This is a genomic window from Undibacterium sp. GW821-FHT07F11 (assembly GCF_059418665.1).
Window position 1 is genome coordinate 1 of the sequence record NZ_JBWKQH010000014.1, and the last position, 18,289, is coordinate 18,289.

Annotated in this window: 13 protein-coding genes; 9 read left to right on the plus strand and 4 right to left on the minus strand. The window is 49.0% G+C overall.

All coding sequences use genetic code 11. From position 1 onward, the window contains the following. The 6 genes from AC07OI_RS27860 to AC07OI_RS27885 form a co-directional block, all read left to right on the plus strand. The coding region (locus AC07OI_RS27860; protein ID WP_495259416.1) for a hypothetical protein at nt 1-282 on the plus strand (282 nt) is incomplete at its 5' end. A gap of 739 nt (nt 283-1,021) precedes the next feature. Beyond that, the gene (locus tag AC07OI_RS27865; protein ID WP_492708234.1) at nt 1,022-3,757 is read left to right on the plus strand and encodes a TonB-dependent receptor; all 2,736 of its coding nucleotides are present in this window, start codon (nt 1,022-1,024) and stop codon (nt 3,755-3,757) included. A 191-nt stretch (nt 3,758-3,948) separates the two neighbouring features. After that, nucleotides 3,949-5,463: a tryptophan halogenase family protein gene (locus AC07OI_RS27870; RefSeq protein ID WP_495259417.1), complete on the plus strand. Its 1,515-nt coding sequence runs from the start codon at nt 3,949-3,951 to the stop codon at nt 5,461-5,463. A gap of 139 nt (nt 5,464-5,602) precedes the next feature. Beyond that, nucleotides 5,603-6,340, plus strand: a complete 738-nt coding sequence (locus AC07OI_RS27875; protein WP_492708238.1) for a YoaK family protein — start codon at nt 5,603-5,605, stop codon at nt 6,338-6,340. A 67-nt stretch (nt 6,341-6,407) separates the two neighbouring features. Continuing rightward, nucleotides 6,408-8,516, plus strand: a complete 2,109-nt coding sequence (locus AC07OI_RS27880) for a hypothetical protein (RefSeq protein ID WP_492708240.1) — start codon at nt 6,408-6,410, stop codon at nt 8,514-8,516. A 7-nt stretch (nt 8,517-8,523) separates the two neighbouring features. Then, complete coding sequence (locus AC07OI_RS27885) at nt 8,524-9,981, plus strand: M48 family metallopeptidase (protein ID WP_495259418.1); 1,458 nt, start codon at nt 8,524-8,526, stop codon at nt 9,979-9,981. Nucleotides 9,982-9,993: 12 nt separating this feature from the next. On the opposite strand, the gene AC07OI_RS27890 is transcribed toward AC07OI_RS27885, so the two are convergent. The 4 genes from AC07OI_RS27890 to AC07OI_RS27905 form a co-directional block, all read right to left on the minus strand. Continuing rightward, nucleotides 9,994-10,653 (minus strand): amino acid ABC transporter permease, encoded by a 660-nt coding sequence (locus AC07OI_RS27890; protein WP_492708244.1) that lies wholly within the window; start codon nt 10,651-10,653, stop codon nt 9,994-9,996. Nucleotides 10,654-10,783: 130 nt separating this feature from the next. Then, a complete protein-coding gene (locus AC07OI_RS27895; protein WP_492708407.1) occupies nt 10,784-11,590 on the minus strand; it encodes a cystine ABC transporter substrate-binding protein in 807 nt (268 codons plus the stop codon). Nucleotides 11,591-11,823: 233 nt separating this feature from the next. Then, complete coding sequence (locus tag AC07OI_RS27900; RefSeq protein WP_492708245.1) at nt 11,824-12,138, minus strand: hypothetical protein; 315 nt, start codon at nt 12,136-12,138, stop codon at nt 11,824-11,826. A gap of 293 nt (nt 12,139-12,431) precedes the next feature. Continuing rightward, entirely contained in the window at nt 12,432-14,108 is a 1,677-nt protein-coding gene (locus AC07OI_RS27905; RefSeq protein WP_495259419.1) for a peptide chain release factor 3, read from the minus strand. A gap of 260 nt (nt 14,109-14,368) precedes the next feature. On the opposite strand from AC07OI_RS27905, the gene AC07OI_RS27910 reads away from it, so the two are divergent. From AC07OI_RS27910 to sppA, 3 genes are all read left to right on the plus strand, one after another. Then, the gene (locus AC07OI_RS27910; RefSeq protein WP_495259420.1) at nt 14,369-15,070 is read left to right on the plus strand and encodes a hypothetical protein; all 702 of its coding nucleotides are present in this window, start codon (nt 14,369-14,371) and stop codon (nt 15,068-15,070) included. A gap of 143 nt (nt 15,071-15,213) precedes the next feature. After that, nucleotides 15,214-16,227, plus strand: coding sequence for a S1/P1 nuclease (locus tag AC07OI_RS27915; protein ID WP_495259421.1), 1,014 nt, complete (start codon nt 15,214-15,216; stop codon nt 16,225-16,227). Between the two features lie 33 nt (nt 16,228-16,260). Then, nucleotides 16,261-18,117, plus strand: a complete 1,857-nt coding sequence (sppA, locus tag AC07OI_RS27920) for a signal peptide peptidase SppA (protein WP_495259422.1) — start codon at nt 16,261-16,263, stop codon at nt 18,115-18,117. Nucleotides 18,118-18,289: the final 172 nt, after the last annotated feature.

Genomic DNA, 18,289 nt, shown 5'->3' on the forward strand with positions numbered 1-18,289 from the left:
AATGCGATAACCAGCCCTAAGCCTATAAACTTCTTCCCCGGCTCTTGCTGGCGATTTGAAAAATCCATTACTGCTCCCTTTATTATAGTGAAGGTATTTTCACCATCCGTTTTTCACGCATTGAATTCCACAGTCGCACTCAGCAAAAACAGACAGGTCAGGCGGCCACATAATTTTGCCTCTGCCGGAAAATACGCAAATACCACTCAAGTACATCTTGCTCTTCCCGTTCATGCAGTGCGGCGAGAGAGACCATCTGTCTTTGAATTCGGCTCACTTTAGTGTCCTCATAACTGGTTGTCAAGAGGTATCTATGTGGAATTAGTTTTACTGAGACAGTTATCGAATATCGACAGCAAATCAGCAGGCTTTATAGCTCCGATTCAGCAAAGCATTTATATCAAATGACCGTCATATTTTTACAACTGGTCTTAATCCTCCAAAATATAAACAAGCCCGATTACTGCAACTTAAAGCGTGTGGATATCCTATTTCCCGGTAGCGGATGGAAAATTTCAGCGGTGTTTTGCGCGCATCTGACTTACCCGTCCATATCGGATTTCAGACATATATAAATTAATTTAAAAAACTTAGTTCAAAGCCACTTCAAATCCACTTTCCTGTCTAAAAAAAGAACAATTGAAGGCCACATGTGGGAATAAAACATCAGTCCACTTCCACTCTTCCCAATTTGAAAAGAATAATTTATCCAATAAAAACAATTAGATAGCAATCATATAGATATCAAAATGAAAACCAATTAAACATCGCATAGATACCACTTAGATACCGATTGACAACCTGTTTAGTCACCACTAAAGTGCTTCACATCCGGTGTTGTTGTTTCGAGTGGTAGCTAACTTTGAATGACTTTTTACTGCAGCGGGTTGTACCGAAAATACTCACTGTCAAAACATCAAGTGTGTAAGGTATGGGGGAGGAAGCAATTTTTTGTCACGGATCTAAAGCTTTTCACAGGTCTTAACCGAAGGAGAAATAAATGCAAAATAAAATGAGTCCAATGAGGAACAATTTAACGCCCGTGGCGTCCGCTGTTGCGGTACTGATCATGAGCGTCGCCATGCAAGCGCAAGCACAAGAAGCAGCAAAACCGGCCGCAGCTCAAGAAGTGGTCGTAACTGGTATTCGCGCATCCCTGCAACAGTCTTTGAATCAAAAGCGTAACGCCGACAATTTCGTTGAAGTGATTACTGCTGAAGACATCGGCAAGATGCCTGACAAGAACGTTGCTGACTCCTTGCAACGTGTACCAGGTGTCAGCGTTGCTGCAGCTGGTGGTGGTGAAGGCAGCTTTGGTGAGAACGATCGTGTTGCCTTGCGCGGCACACCATTCGGCCTGACACTGACAACACTCAATGGTCATTCCGTATCAAGTGGCGACTGGTTTGCAGACAATATCGTCGGCGGTGGCCGCAGCGTCAGTTTCTCTTTGTTTCCATCTGAATTGATTGGCCGCGTTACAGTACATAAAGGTTCACAGGCTAATCTGATTGAAGGCGGCGCAGAAGGCGTTGTGGATATCGAAACACGCAAGCCACTGGATTTCAAGAAACAATTCAATGCACAGGCAAGTATCGGCCTGGTGAATTCTGCCAACTCTGGCAAATCTGATCCTCAATTGAGCGGTCTGATTGCCTGGAAAAATGACGCGTCAACTATGGGTGTCCTGGTTCAGGCTTTCCATCAAAAACGTACTCTGAGCCGCGCTGGTCAGGAAAATCAGATCTGGTGGGATAAGGTCGATGTCGGCAGCCCTATCGATAGCGCCATCAAGGGTGCAGGCACAGCCAACACAGCAACATCACCAGCTTCTGGCGCTGTCACCAACTATCTGGGTGGCACTGCATGGTTTGAACAACAACGTACCCGTGACGGTGGCTTGATTGATTTCCAGTTCAAACCATCCAAAGATGTGAGTATAGACGTCACTGCATTCCAGTCTCATCTGGACGCACCTAACGTCAATCACAACTTCATGCAATCCCTGGGGCGTTTCGTTGGACCATCATGGGCAACAACTGGCTACCCGACAAGTGCTGTGACTGGTACCTTGAACCAGGGTGTTATCACGCAGTTGTCAGTGACTAATCCTGCTGGCTGCGTACCTTGCAGTGGCATGTCCAGTTCTGTTCAGGAAATCTTCTCTCGTCCTGTTGCAGAAAGCCAGTCTCAGTTCTTTAACATCGATGGCTCTTTCCGCGTCAATGATCAACTGACACTTGCTGGTAAAGTCGGTACGACCAAAGGCCTGGGCAACACAGTCAGTGGCGCTATGGGTATCTGGATGCCATGGACAGGCGGCAGCTATACTGTCCAGGGTTCTGACAAGCCTGTCATTTACGTCACACCTGGTGCTGACAAGTTCTCTATCGGCGGCTTTAATAATGGCGCACCTGGCACACCTGGCGCACCATATACATATGGATCTCATGTCACTGCCAACGATAAAGAAAATTACGCACAGATCGATGGCACATTTAAAACTGATCTCGCCAGCATCCCTACTTTGCGCTTCGGTTTCCGTGCTGCCGAACACAAACGTGATCTGACTTCTATCGGTAATAATGCCTTGCCAGGTTTGAGCAATGCAGCAAATCTGCCTATGTCCGGTTTGACAGCTTTCCCGAATATCTTTAATGATCTGGGTGCAAATGGTGCAGGTTACTGGACTTTCTCTCAAGCTTCTGTGAATGCATGGTTGGCGCAGTACACAAACTACACTGGCCATTTGCTGCAAAATGAGTTCTCCATTAAAGAACCAACGCAATCTGCGTATGTAATGGCTGATTTTGCAGGTGAAGGCATCAGCGGCAATTTCGGTTTGCGTGTTGCCCGTACCAGCGAACAAGTCACACGTAATGAAATTGGTGCTTCCGGTAATTTTGAACCAAGAACCTATAACAACAGCTATGTCGATTTCCTGCCAAGTGCAAACTTCCGCATGGATCTGAACAAAGACATGGTTGCCCGTTTTAGTGTTTCCCGCACGATGGCCCGTCCTGAACTGGGTCAAATGGCTGGTCTGGATCTGCGTGACGTACAAGGTACAGGTAACGGTGGTAACCCTAACCTGAAACCTATCCGTGCAAATACGGTAGATCTGGGCGTGGAATGGTATTTCGCACCAAAATCCATGGTTTCTGCTGATGTGTTCTACTCTGCTCTGGATGGTTATGTTACTTATGGCGCAAGCACAGGTACGTTCTACAACCAGATCCAAAAGAAAAACACCGTATATGCAATGAGTACGCCTATCAATACCCAGGCTGAAGTAAAAGGTCTGGAACTGGCATACATCCAGGCATTGCCAGCTGGCTTTGGTATCAATGCTAACTACACTTACACACTGGGTAAAGAAACAGGTGCAGCTCCTGGTTCCAAGTGCGGCGATTTGCTGGCTCCTGACTGTACTCTGATTGGCACTTCCAAGAACGCATACAACATCGGTGCTTTCTATGAAGATGGTAAATTCAGTGCACGTCTGACATACAGCTATCGTTCCGGTTTCTTGAATGGCACCAGCCGTAACAGTGCTGCTTACCAAAATGATATCGGCACTTTGTCTGCAACATTGGCTTATCAGATCAGCGACAGCTTCTCCATCTCTCTGGATGGCAAAGATCTCAATAATCCATTGGTCAGCTCTGTGTGGAAAACTCCAGGTGCAGCAGATTTGCCAGCATCCCTGTATAAAAATGGCCGTCAAATCTTCCTGACTTTGCACGCCAAAATGTAATTATTACGCTTGCGGGAGGGTTTATCTGTGACACTGGATACACCTTTCCCGTTCTTGAGAGTGGTGGGACTACCTGGTCCCATCACTTTTTTTGTTTGAACTTCAGAAAAATTTGTTAATGTGATACGTGTCATCATTTAAGCAAAGAACGACATCGTAATCCAATTTAATCCTGACACTGGCCCCTGACTATGACTACGCAAAAACCAATTAAGAAAATCATGATCGTTGGCGGCGGTTCCGCAGGCTGGATGGCGGCGCTGATTATCGCTCACTCTGTAAAAGAAAAAAATATAGAAGTCACCGTCATAGAATCGCCCACAGTAGGGGTGATAGGCGTTGGTGAAGGTTCTACACCAGTCTTGAAAAAGTTTTTTGATAACCTGGGCATACAAGAATCTGAATGGATGCCTGAGTGCAATGCCACCTATAAATCCGGTATCACATTTGATGGCTGGTCTACCAAACCTGGTCATGAAAGTTATTTTCATCCGTTTGTGACAATGATAGATAACCTAACCCTGCCAGTATTTATCAACAATGTGAAAGCGCGCCTGAATGGCGAAGATGTATGCGCATTGCCTGATAAATTTTTCCTGTCCTCCAAATTGGCAAAGAGCCATCTGGCACCTATCGCATCTCACAATTTCCCGTTTTTTACAACATATGGCTATCATTTTGATGCCATGCTACTGGGAAAATTTCTGCATAAGAAGGCATTGGAAATGGGTATCCGCCATATCAGTGCACATATCACCGATACCAGGCTGGACGCCACAGGTAATATTGCATCAGTAGCCATCGAAGGTGGCGACAATCTGGAGGCGGATTTCTTTGTCGACTGCTCAGGCTTTGCTGCCCTCCTCATAGGCAAGGCATTAAAAACACCGTTTGTCAGTTACGCCGATCATCTCTTGAATGATTCTGCCATTGCCATGCCAACCGACATAGGTGCGGCCATCCCTACCCAAACTATTTCTACTGCGATGAAATACGGCTGGTCATGGAAGATACCGCTGCAAAATCGCTATGGCAATGGCTATGTGTATAGCTCTGCCTTTACCACGGCCGACCAGGCAGAAAAAGAATTGCGTGAAAAACTGGGTTTGCTGGAATCTGATACCCAGGCGCGCCATTTGAAGATGAAACTGGGGCGTGTAGAAAAACACTGGAACAAGAATTGTCTGGCTGTTGGTTTGTCCCAAGGGTTTTTAGAGCCACTGGAAGCAACCGCACTCTACCTGACGCAGATGACTGCTGCGATCTTTTGCCTGTTCCTGGAAAAAGGTGATCTGAGCGAACAAGCGCAAAATGTCTATAACCAGCAAATCAATGATTACTTTGACGGGCACCGCAACTACATCATCGCTCACTACAAAACCAATACCCGCACAGACACCGACTATTGGAAGGCCAATGCAGCAAATCTGCATACCATACCTGATTCACTGAAACAGGTATTTGCCACCTGGCTGGAAGGCCGCGACCTTGGGGACGAAATTCGCCGTCAGAAAATCGACACTTATTATCCCGTGGCGTCATGGTATTCATTGCTGGCTGGCATGGGCATATTCCCACAAGCAGACAAAGCAGCAACGGATGCGGTGCAAAACCAGGGGGAACCTCTGGGTGATTTTATCCAACGCTGCGCCCTGAATTTCCAGGATCACCGCAGTTTCTTATCCACTCACAGGCCAACTATGTAAGCCCCTTCTCATTGAAGAACAGGAAGCACAGTGAGGTAAAACAACATGCATCAAAATAGTAAATGCGAGCAGGTATGCTTTTTTGTCAGTTTTTCGGCTAAACTCAAGTCAGACTGGCAAAAAATATACCTTTTCGTGCATGCCCATCAATTATCTCGCCAAGCTGACCTCGCCCAAGCGCACTCCCCGGTCTAATCTGCATCTGGGAGTATGCCTGGCATGTGTGGCCGGAGCCTTGAATGCGGGCGGTTTTTTAGCCGTCGGGCAATACACTTCGCACATGACCGGCATGCTCTCTTCTGCCGCTGATGACCTGGTCCTGGGTAAGTTATTACCCGCATTTGCCGCGTTATTCATGTTGATTGCCTTTGCCTGGGGTGCGGCCTGCACGGCCCTCATAGTCAACTATGCCAAGCGCAACCAGTTTCGCTACATCTATACACCGGTCTTGCTGCTGGAAGCCGTGTTGTTGTTGGTGTTTGGTCTGGTTGGTACTGAGTTACAGGAACATGCAGTAATCACGGTCTCTTTCACTACAGTCTTGCTCTGCTATGTGATGGGCTTGCAAAATGCCCTGATTACCAAAATCTCCCATGCTGAAATACGCACTACCCATGTCACTGGCCTGGTCACGGACATAGGTATAGAACTGGGTAAGATGATTTATTGGAATAGAAATAAAGACGAAGTTCATCATGAGAACGAAGTGGGTGCCAATTTGCAAAAATTGCGCTTGCATGCTCTATTGGTATTCTGGTTTTTTTCTGGCGCTTTAACCGGCGCCTATGGTTTCAAACATTTTGGTTTCATTTCAACACTACCGATCGCAACTGCATTGGTAGTCTTGTCGCTGGCACCCCGGTTCAGGAAAGCCTGATTATTTGCTTTCAACAATCAGCACATCCGCATTACTATTCTTTTGGCTATTTAATAATTAAACCAGCATGTCCATATCTGATCCAGCCAATTTATTTCAACGTGTGCCAGAGTTGCGCACCTTTAGCGATGATCCGCAAATCAGCCGGGCCATAGAGTCCGGTGACCCATTCAAAGTCTATCGTTCTTTGGTTTTGGCCCGCCTGTTCCGCCGTCTGCCACAACACAGGAGTTTGCTCAAAGAACTGACCAGTGAACGCCGTCTGTTTGCCAAACCATTGAAAGGTACGCCATCATTGGGGACAATCAATTCTGTCGGCTTCAGCTTTGTCGGTGAATCGGAACGGGATACTGATGGCAGCCATATAGCCCTGCATGCGTTTGTCATCTTGTTCGGCATACCTCTCGTCCCCATGGGGTCGTATGTGGTGCGCAGCACTGGTGACAGGCAATGGCAAATCTATGCGCGTGCGCCCCTGGGCATCATGGGCTGGCTATATACGCGCGGACTGGCGCTGGCTTTGGTCATCATGGTCTTGACAGGTGCTGCAGCGAGTTATCATGAAGCCAGTAACCAGGATTTGACGATACTGAATGGCTTTGAAGTACCAGTAAAAGTAAAGATTGGTGAGCAGGTACTGACTGTGGCAGCACAAGGCCGTGCCACGTTAACTTTACCAGTGGGGCATTTAAAGGGTGAAGCCAGTGCCGACAAAACCGGCGTCATCGATACTTATGACCAGACGCTGGAAAGCAGTGACCGCTACAGTGTATGGAATATCGCCGGTGCCGCACCATTGGTAGAAAATACCGTCATCTACAGGAAAGTCAAACCGGCTACTCCTGATCAGGCAGGTACTCAGACTGTGTATTGCGGCAAACGCCTGATGGAATTTGCCAACATCAAATACCTGTTCACAGAACCACCGCAATCCATGAGCATGAGCAAGCACGAAAGCTCAGTCAGCGTAAAGCAATTAACCGTCATCAACCAGACAGGTACGCCAGGCGTGATGTCATGCCTGAATTACGCATTCGAGCATGGTCAGGAAAAAGACATGCTGGCCGCACTGGAGGCGTATGCCGCCACAAAAAACTGGGATTCACGTTCAACTGAAATTGCCTTGTATGTTGCGCGTAGCATATCCAATGCCGAAGCACTGCGGATAAGCCGCAAAGTCTTGAAGATATATCCAGATAATGTGATGCTTGAGCGTGGTGCCCAGGATTTGCGCGATGACATCGGTGAGCATGAAATGATGCTCAAGGAATATGCTCAGCGCGCTGCTCAGCATGCCGATTCCTCATCTGAACAATATCTGTATGCCTCATTACTGAGTGGCAGTGAGGGCTTGCAAGCCATGAAGTCGTTGAGGCAAAAATTCCCACAAGATGCAAATATCTTGCGCAGCCTGACCTGGCGTAAATTTATCCATGGTGACAACCGGGGCGCAGCACAGGATTTACAGCAACTGTCCATACTCTCACCCGAAAATGCCAGCTATTTATTTGATACACAAATCAAGCTGCTGCTTACGCAACAACGTGCAGGTGACGCCCTGAAGATATTGGATGTTGCAATCAACAACAGCAAGGGCCTGGAAAGAGCCGCCCGTGCGCTTGAATTCAGCGAAATTGCGCGACAAGTGAATAACAGCGATCCTGAAAAATATTTGCGCAGCATGCCTGAGGATGACAATGACAAAGTGCTGGACATTTACCGTGCCAAAGCTGGTCTGTACCCAAACAATATGGCAAACCGCGACCTGCCTATGGTCAAGCTTTCGCAAAGCCTGTGCAATTCTCCAGAACAGACACTGGATCTGGTGAAGCAGATCAACACGATACAGGTACGCAAGTATCTGGCTGCAGATCAACTGGCACTCTTATATGGCGAAGCCAGCCGTATCAATAACAAAGCCGTAAAAGACAAACTGCAACACATGATGCCTATGCGCAAAGCTGATCTTGCTGTCTTTGAGCAGTTCGTGCGTGGTGAAAATGTCAGTCTGGATGAGATGGATTTTGAAACTGATGTGCTTGCCGCTGCTTATTTTATCCGTTCGCGCAATTCACAATTACCAGTCCAAGAACGGCAAACTCTAAGACAATTGGCGGCAAAAACAGATGTGCTGCAAGGTATAGTCAGCACTGCAATCAAGCAATGGCAAAGCTGAGTCCATTATGAAAACTGAACATCAACGCAAACCGCAAAAAACCAATCTGACCCGCCGTGCTGGCCTGGTCGTTGCTCTGTGGCTGGGCTTCTGGATACTCGCTCTTGGGCTGGTCGTCATGCTGGCATGGGTGCCGATTACCCAGATGAATCACCGCTCTTCACTGCAGTTTTCTGGTGTGATTGCAGGTATCGCCGCATTGACGCTGGCATATTCGCTGCGTCCACGCAGTAAAGAGAAAAAAAGTGGCGATACCATTAAACCTTTGTCACGCCAGACTGCCGCGCCCTTGTATGCCCTGGTCGAACGCATCGCCAAAGAACTCAAGGTAGATGCACCGGTCAACATCCATTTGATAGGTGCGGCATCTGCCTTTATCAGTGGCAAGAAAAACTGGCGCGGCAAGGTAAAAGAGCTTGAAGTTGGCCTGGGCTTGCCCTTGCTGGGCACATTGTCTGAAGCTGAACTGGGTTCAGTCATCGCCCATGAATTTGGTCACTTTGTGGCTGGTGACTTGTCGCTGGGACCCTGGGTATACCGTACCCGGACTTCCATCGCCTATACCGTGACGGATCTGGATGACTCCATGTTTTTTCTGGATGTTTTGTTCCGCTATTACGGCAAATGGTTTTTGAAATTATCTGCCGCTGTGTCACGTGAACAGGAGTTTGCTGCCGATGCCCTGGCAGCAAAAAAATTTGGCCCGGTAGCTACCCGTAGCGCATTGGAGAAAGTCCATTTGATTTCACCGATGTGGTCCAGCTATCTTGACTATGAACTAGGCCCTGCATTGAATCGTGGTGCCCGCATGCCCATCTTTGAAGGCTTTCGCCGCTTTTGCAAACCCGGTGTAAAACGGGCGGATATCCAGGCGGCAATTACTTACGCAGAGTCGCATACCACCTCTGAGTTTGATACCCATCCCAGTATGGAGGAACGGGTAGCAGCGGTTGTCCCTGGTGCCAAACCCGGCTTCCCGCCCTTGTCTCAATGCCTGCATTTACTGGGGGGAGAAGAAGAAACCGAGAATGCCTGGTACGCCCTGTTTGAAAAAGAAAAATTGCAAACCTGCGACTGGGACCGCTATGCCACCGAAGTATTACAAGAACAGAATAAACAAAGATTTGCCGGTAGCTGGATGGACCCGCAAGCCCTGCCCTTGAATGAACTGATGAAAATGGCGATGGATCCGAATGAGTTATGGGGCCGGCTCAGACCAGAAGGCGTCAGCTTTTTATCGCCCATGGGCAAGCGTTTTTATGTGCTGGAAATCATGGAATCCTGGATCACGGCCTGCCTGACCCACTATGGCTACAAAGCCAGCCTGGTGCCCGGTCAGGCATTGACCATGACGCGTGCTGATGTCAGGGTCATGCCATCCGAATTATTACAGGCTGCCTTGCAATCGAAACTGACTGCAAGCTATCTGAATGGATTGCAGGCAGAGAGTGCAACGCCAGCTTAATTGATCAGAAAATCAAACTTGATGGGCTTTTTGCAATCGTTTCTCAAGCCGCCGTTGCACGACTTCAAAGCACAGACTGAGTACCCAGTAGACGCAAGCGGCAGCAATATACAGGGGCAAAGGACGAAAGCTGGTGGCAATGACTTCTTTGGTCGCCAGCATCAGTTCTGTCACAGTGATGACGGATACCAGCGAGGTGTCCTTGATCAGGCTGATCAGGGTATTGCTCATTGATGGTACGGCCACACGCATGGCTTGCGGCACGACGATGTAACGCAGCGTCTGTCCATAATTCAAACCCAGGCTGGAACTGGCAGCCCACTGACCACGACTGACACCCACTATCGCGCCGCGTATACTTTCTGAGAGATAGGCACCAGCATTCAGGCTGAGTGCCAGTATGCCTGCCGATGTCGCCGAAAACTCTATACCTATACTGGGCAGGCCGTAATAGATCACGAATATCTGTACCAGCAAGGGTGTGCCACGTATCAGGCTGACATATATGGCCGCTGGGGTGCTGATCAATTTGCTTGGCAAGATACGCGCAACCGCCAGCAAAAATCCCAGAATCAAACCACCGATCATGGCACCAATGGCAAACAACAAGGTATAGGCAACCCCTTTCAACATGACCGGGGCGGCCATTTGCAGCAATTCGAAAATTTCCATGGCGACTTTAAAAAGAAATATCCCCGCAGGACGGGGATAATGGTGACATCAAGTAGAGTGCATCTACTTAATCATACAGCGTATCTTGCTGACATTGCACGCTGCAAGGCAATATCAGCAAGTTTGTGGCTTACTGTGCTGAAGGTGCTTTGCTGACGTCCTTGCCAAACCATTTATTGGATACTTTAGCAAAGCTACCATCCTTGATGATGTCGGCCAGGGCCACATTCAAAGCTGCGGCAAATTTAGGATTACCTTTCTGGAAGGGAATACCATTTTTTGCAATTTCACCGATGGGGGCGCCAGCCTTGACTGGCAGATTGCTGGTCTTCAACAAATAGGCGACCATCAGGCTGTCATTCAATGCGGCATCAACACGGCCTGCGGCCAGGTCTTGCAGGTATTCTGGTGCACCAGGGTAGCTCTTGACTTCGATACCAGCCACGGCCTTGGCACGCTCTTCATAATTGCTGCCCTGCCCTACGCCCAGTTTTTTGCCTTTCAGGTCTTCCAGACTTTTAAACTCGCGCTTGTCATCTTTCTTGACGATGAGCTGGGCGCTCGACACTGTATAAGGGTCAGAGAAATCAAAAGTTTCCTGACGCTTGGCGGTCACACCAACCTGATTGACGATGACATCAAACTTGCCAGCCGACAGACCAGCGAGTATGCCACTCCATTCAGAAGTCACAAATTCAGGCTTGACGCCAAGTTTGGCTGCCAGCAATTTGGCGACGTCAACGTCAAAACCGGCCAGTTCGTTGGTTTTGGTATCTTTGAAATTGAAGGGAGGATAAGTACCTTCGAGTGCAATTTTCAAGGTACCGCGTGACTTGACCGTATCCAGCAAATCAGCCGCTGTAGCAGTCAGGGATGCGCCAGCCAGCACCACAGTGGCCAATAAAGTGGAGATTGTTTTTTTTGTAGAAATTTTCATCATATTCCCTGGAGGTTTTCTGTCCTTCATCACGTGCGAATGAAGGCATATACATTGAAACATGCCGGATGGAAAGATTATCCGGCGACCTGTGTATGATATGGAGTCAGGCTGGTGAAGGACAACGAAGTATTTCTTATTTGCATATACCAAGGCTGGCTATATGCGCAAAACAAGGAAGTGAACCAGAGCAAACAGAAACGCCACCGCAAGGCGATGGCGTACAGATGAAATCAGAAAGAAGGAAGGTCACTCAAGTTATGACCTGGGGCATCATTGCTGGCCGTGCTCAAGCCATGTGCGCCATCTTCATACAAGATGCCTACAACTTTTGGCCCCAGTATGATGCCGTTTTCACTCTGGAACTTGGGCAAGACTTCATCGCCATTAGCGATGGTATCCAATACCGCCTGCACATCTGCTTCCTCAGGATCATCCACCATGGCTGGCGGCATCACTTGCCCCCCCTTGCTCTTGCCCCAGCGTACCTTGGCGATACGCTGTCCACTGTCATCAAAACGGACGGCTTCAATAAAAAATAATGCCATGATCACGCTCCTCATCAAAGTTGCAAAGAAAATCGGGAAGGAAATTGAATAACTTATACAAACGGCCAGCGCTAATTTCTGGCTTACGAATACTTCGCGTACTTGCCTGATACCTTATCTTGCACCTTCAGTATGACAGCTATATGTCATGATGTCGTGCAAAAAAAGCACCTTAAATCAACATGTTAGCAAATTAAAGTCCGCATTCAAGTGAAATTTATTAGCCCCAATGGCAAAGCGGCTGACAGAAGCTTTTCGCTCTGTCAGCCGCTAGATTGCTCAATTTGACCTGTTTAACCCAGTTTCGCCGCATGTTCCCGCGTGGCATGGAAAGTTACACCTGGCCAACGTTCTTGCGTCAACTTCAGGTTCACACCCGACGTCGCCAGATAAGCCATGTTACCTGCGGCATCATATGCGATGTTGCCACCGGCGCTGGAGCGCTCAAAGTCGGCCAGCATCTTCTTGTCATCACAACTGATCCAGCGCGCACTGCTGATACTGGTGCCTTCAAACACGGCATCGACGCCATATTCATTTTTAAGACGGCTGGCGACGACTTCAAACTGCAAGACACCAACCGCACCAAGTACCAGGTCACTGCTGACGACGGGTTTGAATACCTGCACTGCCCCCTCCTCACCCAACTGCTGCAAGCCTTTTTGCAATTGCTTGATTTTGAGCGGGTTCAAAATACGTGCCGTACGGAAAAAATCAGGCGCAAAATAAGGGATGCCAGTAAATTGCAGCAATTCGCCTTCAGAAAAACTGTCACCTATCTGCATATTGCCATGGTTGGGCAGGCCAATGATATCGCCAGCGTATGCCTCTTCCACTTGCTCACGCGAAGACGCCATGAAGGTGACGACGGAAGACACCTTGATCTCGCGGTTCAGGCGTAAATGCTTAAGCTTCATGCCGCGTTCAAAACGGCCTGAACACACACGCAGGAAGGCAATACGGTCGCGGTGGGCTGGGTCCATATTTGCCTGGATTTTGAAAATAAATCCAGAGAATGGGGTTTCTTTCGGTTCAACAGAACGCACGGTCGCATCACGTTCACGTGGTGCCGGTGCCCAGTCCAGCAAGGCATTCAAAATCTCACGCACACCGAAGTTATTGATGGCTGAACCAAAGAATACCGGCGTTTGCACACCAGCCAAAAAGTCTTCCAGGCTGAACGGGTGAGATGCGCCATGCACCAGTTCAACTTCCATCTTCAGTTGCTCGATTTCGAGCGGGAACATTTCTACCAGACGCGGGTTATCGATGCCCTTGATGACTTCAAATTCCTGGTCGGCACGCTCGCTACCTGGGGTGAACAGCAAAATCTCATCTTTGAGTATGTGGTACACACCACGGAAAGTCTTGCCCATGCCTATCGGCCAGGTCACTGGTGCGCATTGTATCTTCAATACCGATTCCAGCTCGTCGAGCAATTCCAGCGGGTCGCGGGTTTCACGGTCCATCTTGTTGACGAAAGTGATGATGGGCGTATTGCGCATACGGCAAACGTTAAGCAGCTTGATGGTCTGTTCTTCCACACCCTTGGCAGCATCGATCACCATCAGGGCCGAATCGACTGCCGTCAACACGCGGTAGGTATCTTCAGAAAAGTCCTGGTGACCCGGTGTGTCGAGCAGGTTGACCACGTGGTCGCGGTATTCAAACTGCATGACAGATGAGGCGACAGAGATGCCGCGCTGCTTTTCTATCTCCATCCAGTCGGACGTCGCATGGCGACCGCTCTTGCGCGCCTTGACCGTACCCGCCAGTTGAATCGCGCCCGAGAACATCAACAGCTTTTCAGTCAGCGTGGTTTTACCCGCATCCGGATGGGAAATAATGCCGAAGGTGCGACGGCGTGCCACTTCGCGGCTGATCAGGTCTTTCGATGCTGCGCTGGATGTAGTCGACTCTGAGGCTGACTCGTGGCCGGATTCCAGGCTATCGTCTGGGGATGTATTCATGGTGTTCATGCTGATGCCGCAAAATAGAAGAAAAACACGCAAGTTTAGCTGGTATTGGGGTTGAAGTCGAATGCAAGCATTGCCAAGTTCAGGGCAATTTGCGGCTCACCTCCGGGAAAATGAAGGAAATAACAATTCCTCAGAGATTTTCTTGCACTTTCCCATGGCAATGCCATGATATGGGAATGCCGATACCTACCATAGTTTAGTTCACCATGAAGAAATTTGCTCTTACAGCAACATTCTCTCTTTGCGCATTTATGGCCATACCTGCACAGGCGGGTTCTGGCTATTATCTGGTCAGTATCTATGAAAATGAGGGGGAAAAGACCATAGACTTCAAATCCTGGTCTTCTTTTCCTGAAAACCGGGCAACTTCAACCGTGCCTGAACTGGGCATCAGCTATATGCCCAACAAGACCTGGTATACCGAGGTCTATGTCAGTTGGGCAAAGCGTGGCGCAAGTTCGTTGGCAAATAGCGCCTGGACCTGGCAAAACGACTTCCTTCTTACTCATGGGCAATATCCTGTTGATCTGGCTCTACATACCAGTTTAAACAAGAATACAGACAGCAGCCGTGGTGTGGACTTTGAATTTGGCCCTGCCATGCAGACTGAGTTTGGCCGGATGCAGGTGAATGCCAATGTGTTTCTGGAAAGGACTTACCGCGTCACGCCAGCAAGCCGCATGCAAATGAAATACCAGTGGCAAGGCAAATACCGTCTGCGGCCCGAGCTTGAATTTGGTTTGCAGGGCTTTGGTGAACTAGGCGACTGGGATAACTGGTCGGTAAGGGCCCAGCAATCGCACCGTGCAGGCCCCATGATTTCTGGCAGTTTCAGGCTGGGAAATACCTCAGACAGTAAGCAAGCCATCAAGTATGAAGCTTCTTATGTCATGGGCAAGCTTAATACCCGGCATGCGGGCGTATTCAGCATGCGTCTGCAATATGCGTTCTGATCTTCACAATATCTGATCTACACACAATTTAGCTGGTTTGCTATATCCTCGTCATCTTTGCGGTTTACCATCGTAACCACCAGAATGACGACCATCTTTGGTATTGATTACTCCTTATTGATTATTCCTTATCTGACATTTCTATGAAAAAGCTACTGATATCCGCTTTCATGCTGGCAATAGCCAGCTTGCCGCAACTGAGTTTTGCCTGGGGTGCCGATGGCCACCAGACGGTAGGTGCCATTGCTGAAAACCTGTTGGTAGGCAGCAAAGCCGGTGTCCAGGTAAAAACCCTGCTGGGTGACAATACGCTGGAAAAAATAGCTGTATGGGGTGATTGCGTCAAAGGTATCGCACCGGACAAGGATTTTGCCTATACCTCTACTGGCCGCTACCCTGAATGTGCATCTTTCGAGACGGCAGCAGGCATCGCAGCCATGGCCGACTATGTAAAACGCAATAACACAAACTGTAACCCGGCCTCTGATGAAGAGAACTGCCACAAGCAATATCATTATGCAGACGTGGCCTTGCAGCATGATCAATACAAACTGGGCTATGTAGGCACCAGTGATCATGATGTCGTGTATGCCATACGCGCTGCTGTCCTGGTCTTGCAGGGCAAGCCTCAACCTGCCCCCTTCAATTTCAAAGACAAGCAAGAAGCCCTGATGCTATTGACCCACTATGTCGGCGACCTGCATCAGCCTCTGCATGTAGGCTCCATCTTCCTGAATGCTGACGGCAAGGTCGTTAATCCTGATGAAGGTCAGTATGACCGTGGCAGCAATACAGTAGGCGGCAATGCCCTGCAATGCCCCTGTGGCAATCTGCACTCCATGTGGGATGATCTGCCACAGCAATTCAAACGTGGCCGCATGAATGATGCGTTGACCAAAAAGGCAAAAGCGGTCGTGCCGACTAATGGCGCTATCGAAGAATTGCCCGTCTTGTGGGCGAATGATGCCATCCGTGATGCCAAAGTTTTGTTTGCCGGTACACAATTCAGCAAAAGCACACCGAACCAAAAGGGTAATAGCTGGTCTATTGCTTTACCACTCGAATATGAAAAAACCATGCTGAATATGAAAGAAGATGCGCTGGCTCGTGCAGGTGCTCATCTGGCCCAGTTATTAAAAACCATCTGGCCTGAATAATTCAGTTCTATTGTTACATTAGGAAAATTTGTTATGGCTTTTACTCCACTACGCTGGATAGGAAAAGGGTTCAAGTATCTCTGGAATGCGCTGGATTTCAGCCGCAGGGTATTTTTCAACTTGCTGATCCTGGCTATCCTGATCGCTATCATTGTCAATATTTTCAGTAGTGGGGTTAAAAAAATAGAAAACAAAACTGCCCTGATATTGAACCTCAAAGGCACGCTGGTCGAACAGCATGAAAGCAGCCCGCGCGAAGCATTGCTGGCAGAAGCCAGGGGCGACAGCAAAAAAACGACGCAATTGCGCGATGTTCTGGCTGTGCTTGATCAGGCTGCCAAAGACCCGCAAATCAGCAGTGCAGTATTGCTGCTGGATGAAATGGGTGGCGCTGGACTGGCTACCCTGCGTGAAGTGGCGACAGCAATCGACCGTTTCAAAGCCAGTGGCAAAACCGTGGTGGCCTGGGGTTCGAGCTTTGACCAGCGTCAATACTATCTGGCTTCCCATGCGAATGAAGTCTACCTGCACCCTATGGGCACAGTGATGATTACCGGCTTTGGCAAATACCGTAATTATTATCGCGATGCCCTCGACAAAGTTGGCGTCACAGTCAACGTACTCAAAGCCGGCAATTTCAAAAGCTTTGGCGAACCCTATGTTGCCAATGGCCCCTCAAAAGAAGCTGCTGAAGCAGAAAGCTATTTGTACAATGGTTTATGGAAAACCTATACCACCGACGTAGAAAAAGCCCGCAAACTGCCTGAAGGCGACATCATGCGCGGCATCAACGACCTGAGCAAACTGCTGGTTGCTGCTGGCGGTGACATCGCCAAACTGGCCGTCAATACCAAGCTGGTCGACGGTTTGAAAACCCGTGATGAATTGCGTGAAATCATGCTCAAGCGCGGCATCAAGGATGAGCAGATCAAAACCTTCCGTCAGATTTCTTTTGACGACTACCTGGCCAGAGTCAAAACCAAGGCCTTTGGCGATGCCGTCGGTGTTATCGTCGCAGCAGGCGAAATAAGCGAGGGCGTGGCACCTCCGGGTTCTATCGGTGGTTTGTCAACATCGCAAATGATACGCAAGGCACGCGAAGATGACAGCATCAAAGCCCTCGTCCTGCGCGTTGATTCGCCCGGTGGCAGTGCTTTTGGTTCTGAACTGATACGCAGGGAGCTGGAGCTGACCCGCAAGGCAGGCAAACCCGTCGTCGTCTCGATGGGCGATGTCGCGGCATCTGGTGGTTACTGGATTTCCATGGCTGCCGATGAAGTAATTGCAGATGAAGCCACGATTACCGGCTCCATCGGCGTCATCGCCATTTTGCCGTCCGCCGACAAGGCTGCCGACAAACTCGGCGTGCACACTGCTGGCTCACCAACCACATGGCTGGCAGATCCTTTCAATCCTTTGCGTCCTTTCAATGCACGTTTTGCCCAAGTCTTGCAAAGCAGCATAGACCACACTTATGCAGACTTCACTTCCAAGGCAGCGGCAGCACGCAAAACCACGCCTGAGAAAATCAATGAAGTTGCCCAGGGACGTGTCTGGACAGGCATACAAGCCAAAGAAAGAGGCCTGGTTGATACCATAGGTAATTTTGGCGATGCACTGAAATCAGCGTCTACCCGCGCCAAACTGGGCGATGATTATCGCATCAGCTATATAGAACGTGAACCATCGAAGATAGACCGCCTCCTGAGTATCTTTGATGCCACCGCCGCCAGGGTATTGCATGACAACTTCAAACTCGCCGTTGTACCAACTGGCTTGCCACCAGCGGCTGCAAGCGAGGTGCTGAAAGACCTGAGCTGGCTTGCAGAAGTTAATAAAGAAGGTAAAGGCTTTACAGCGCTGACACATTGTCTGTGTACTGCACCATAAACTGCTTGTGCTTGCCTCAGAAAATCCCGCACACGTTGCGGGATTTTTATTTGCGCGGCAGATTAATTAAGCACGCACATGTATGCACTTATATGACAAATGTCACATCAAACTGATGGCATTTGCTTCTGTGCCAGCCGGGCAGGACAAGGCAAGATGGCGACATACATCA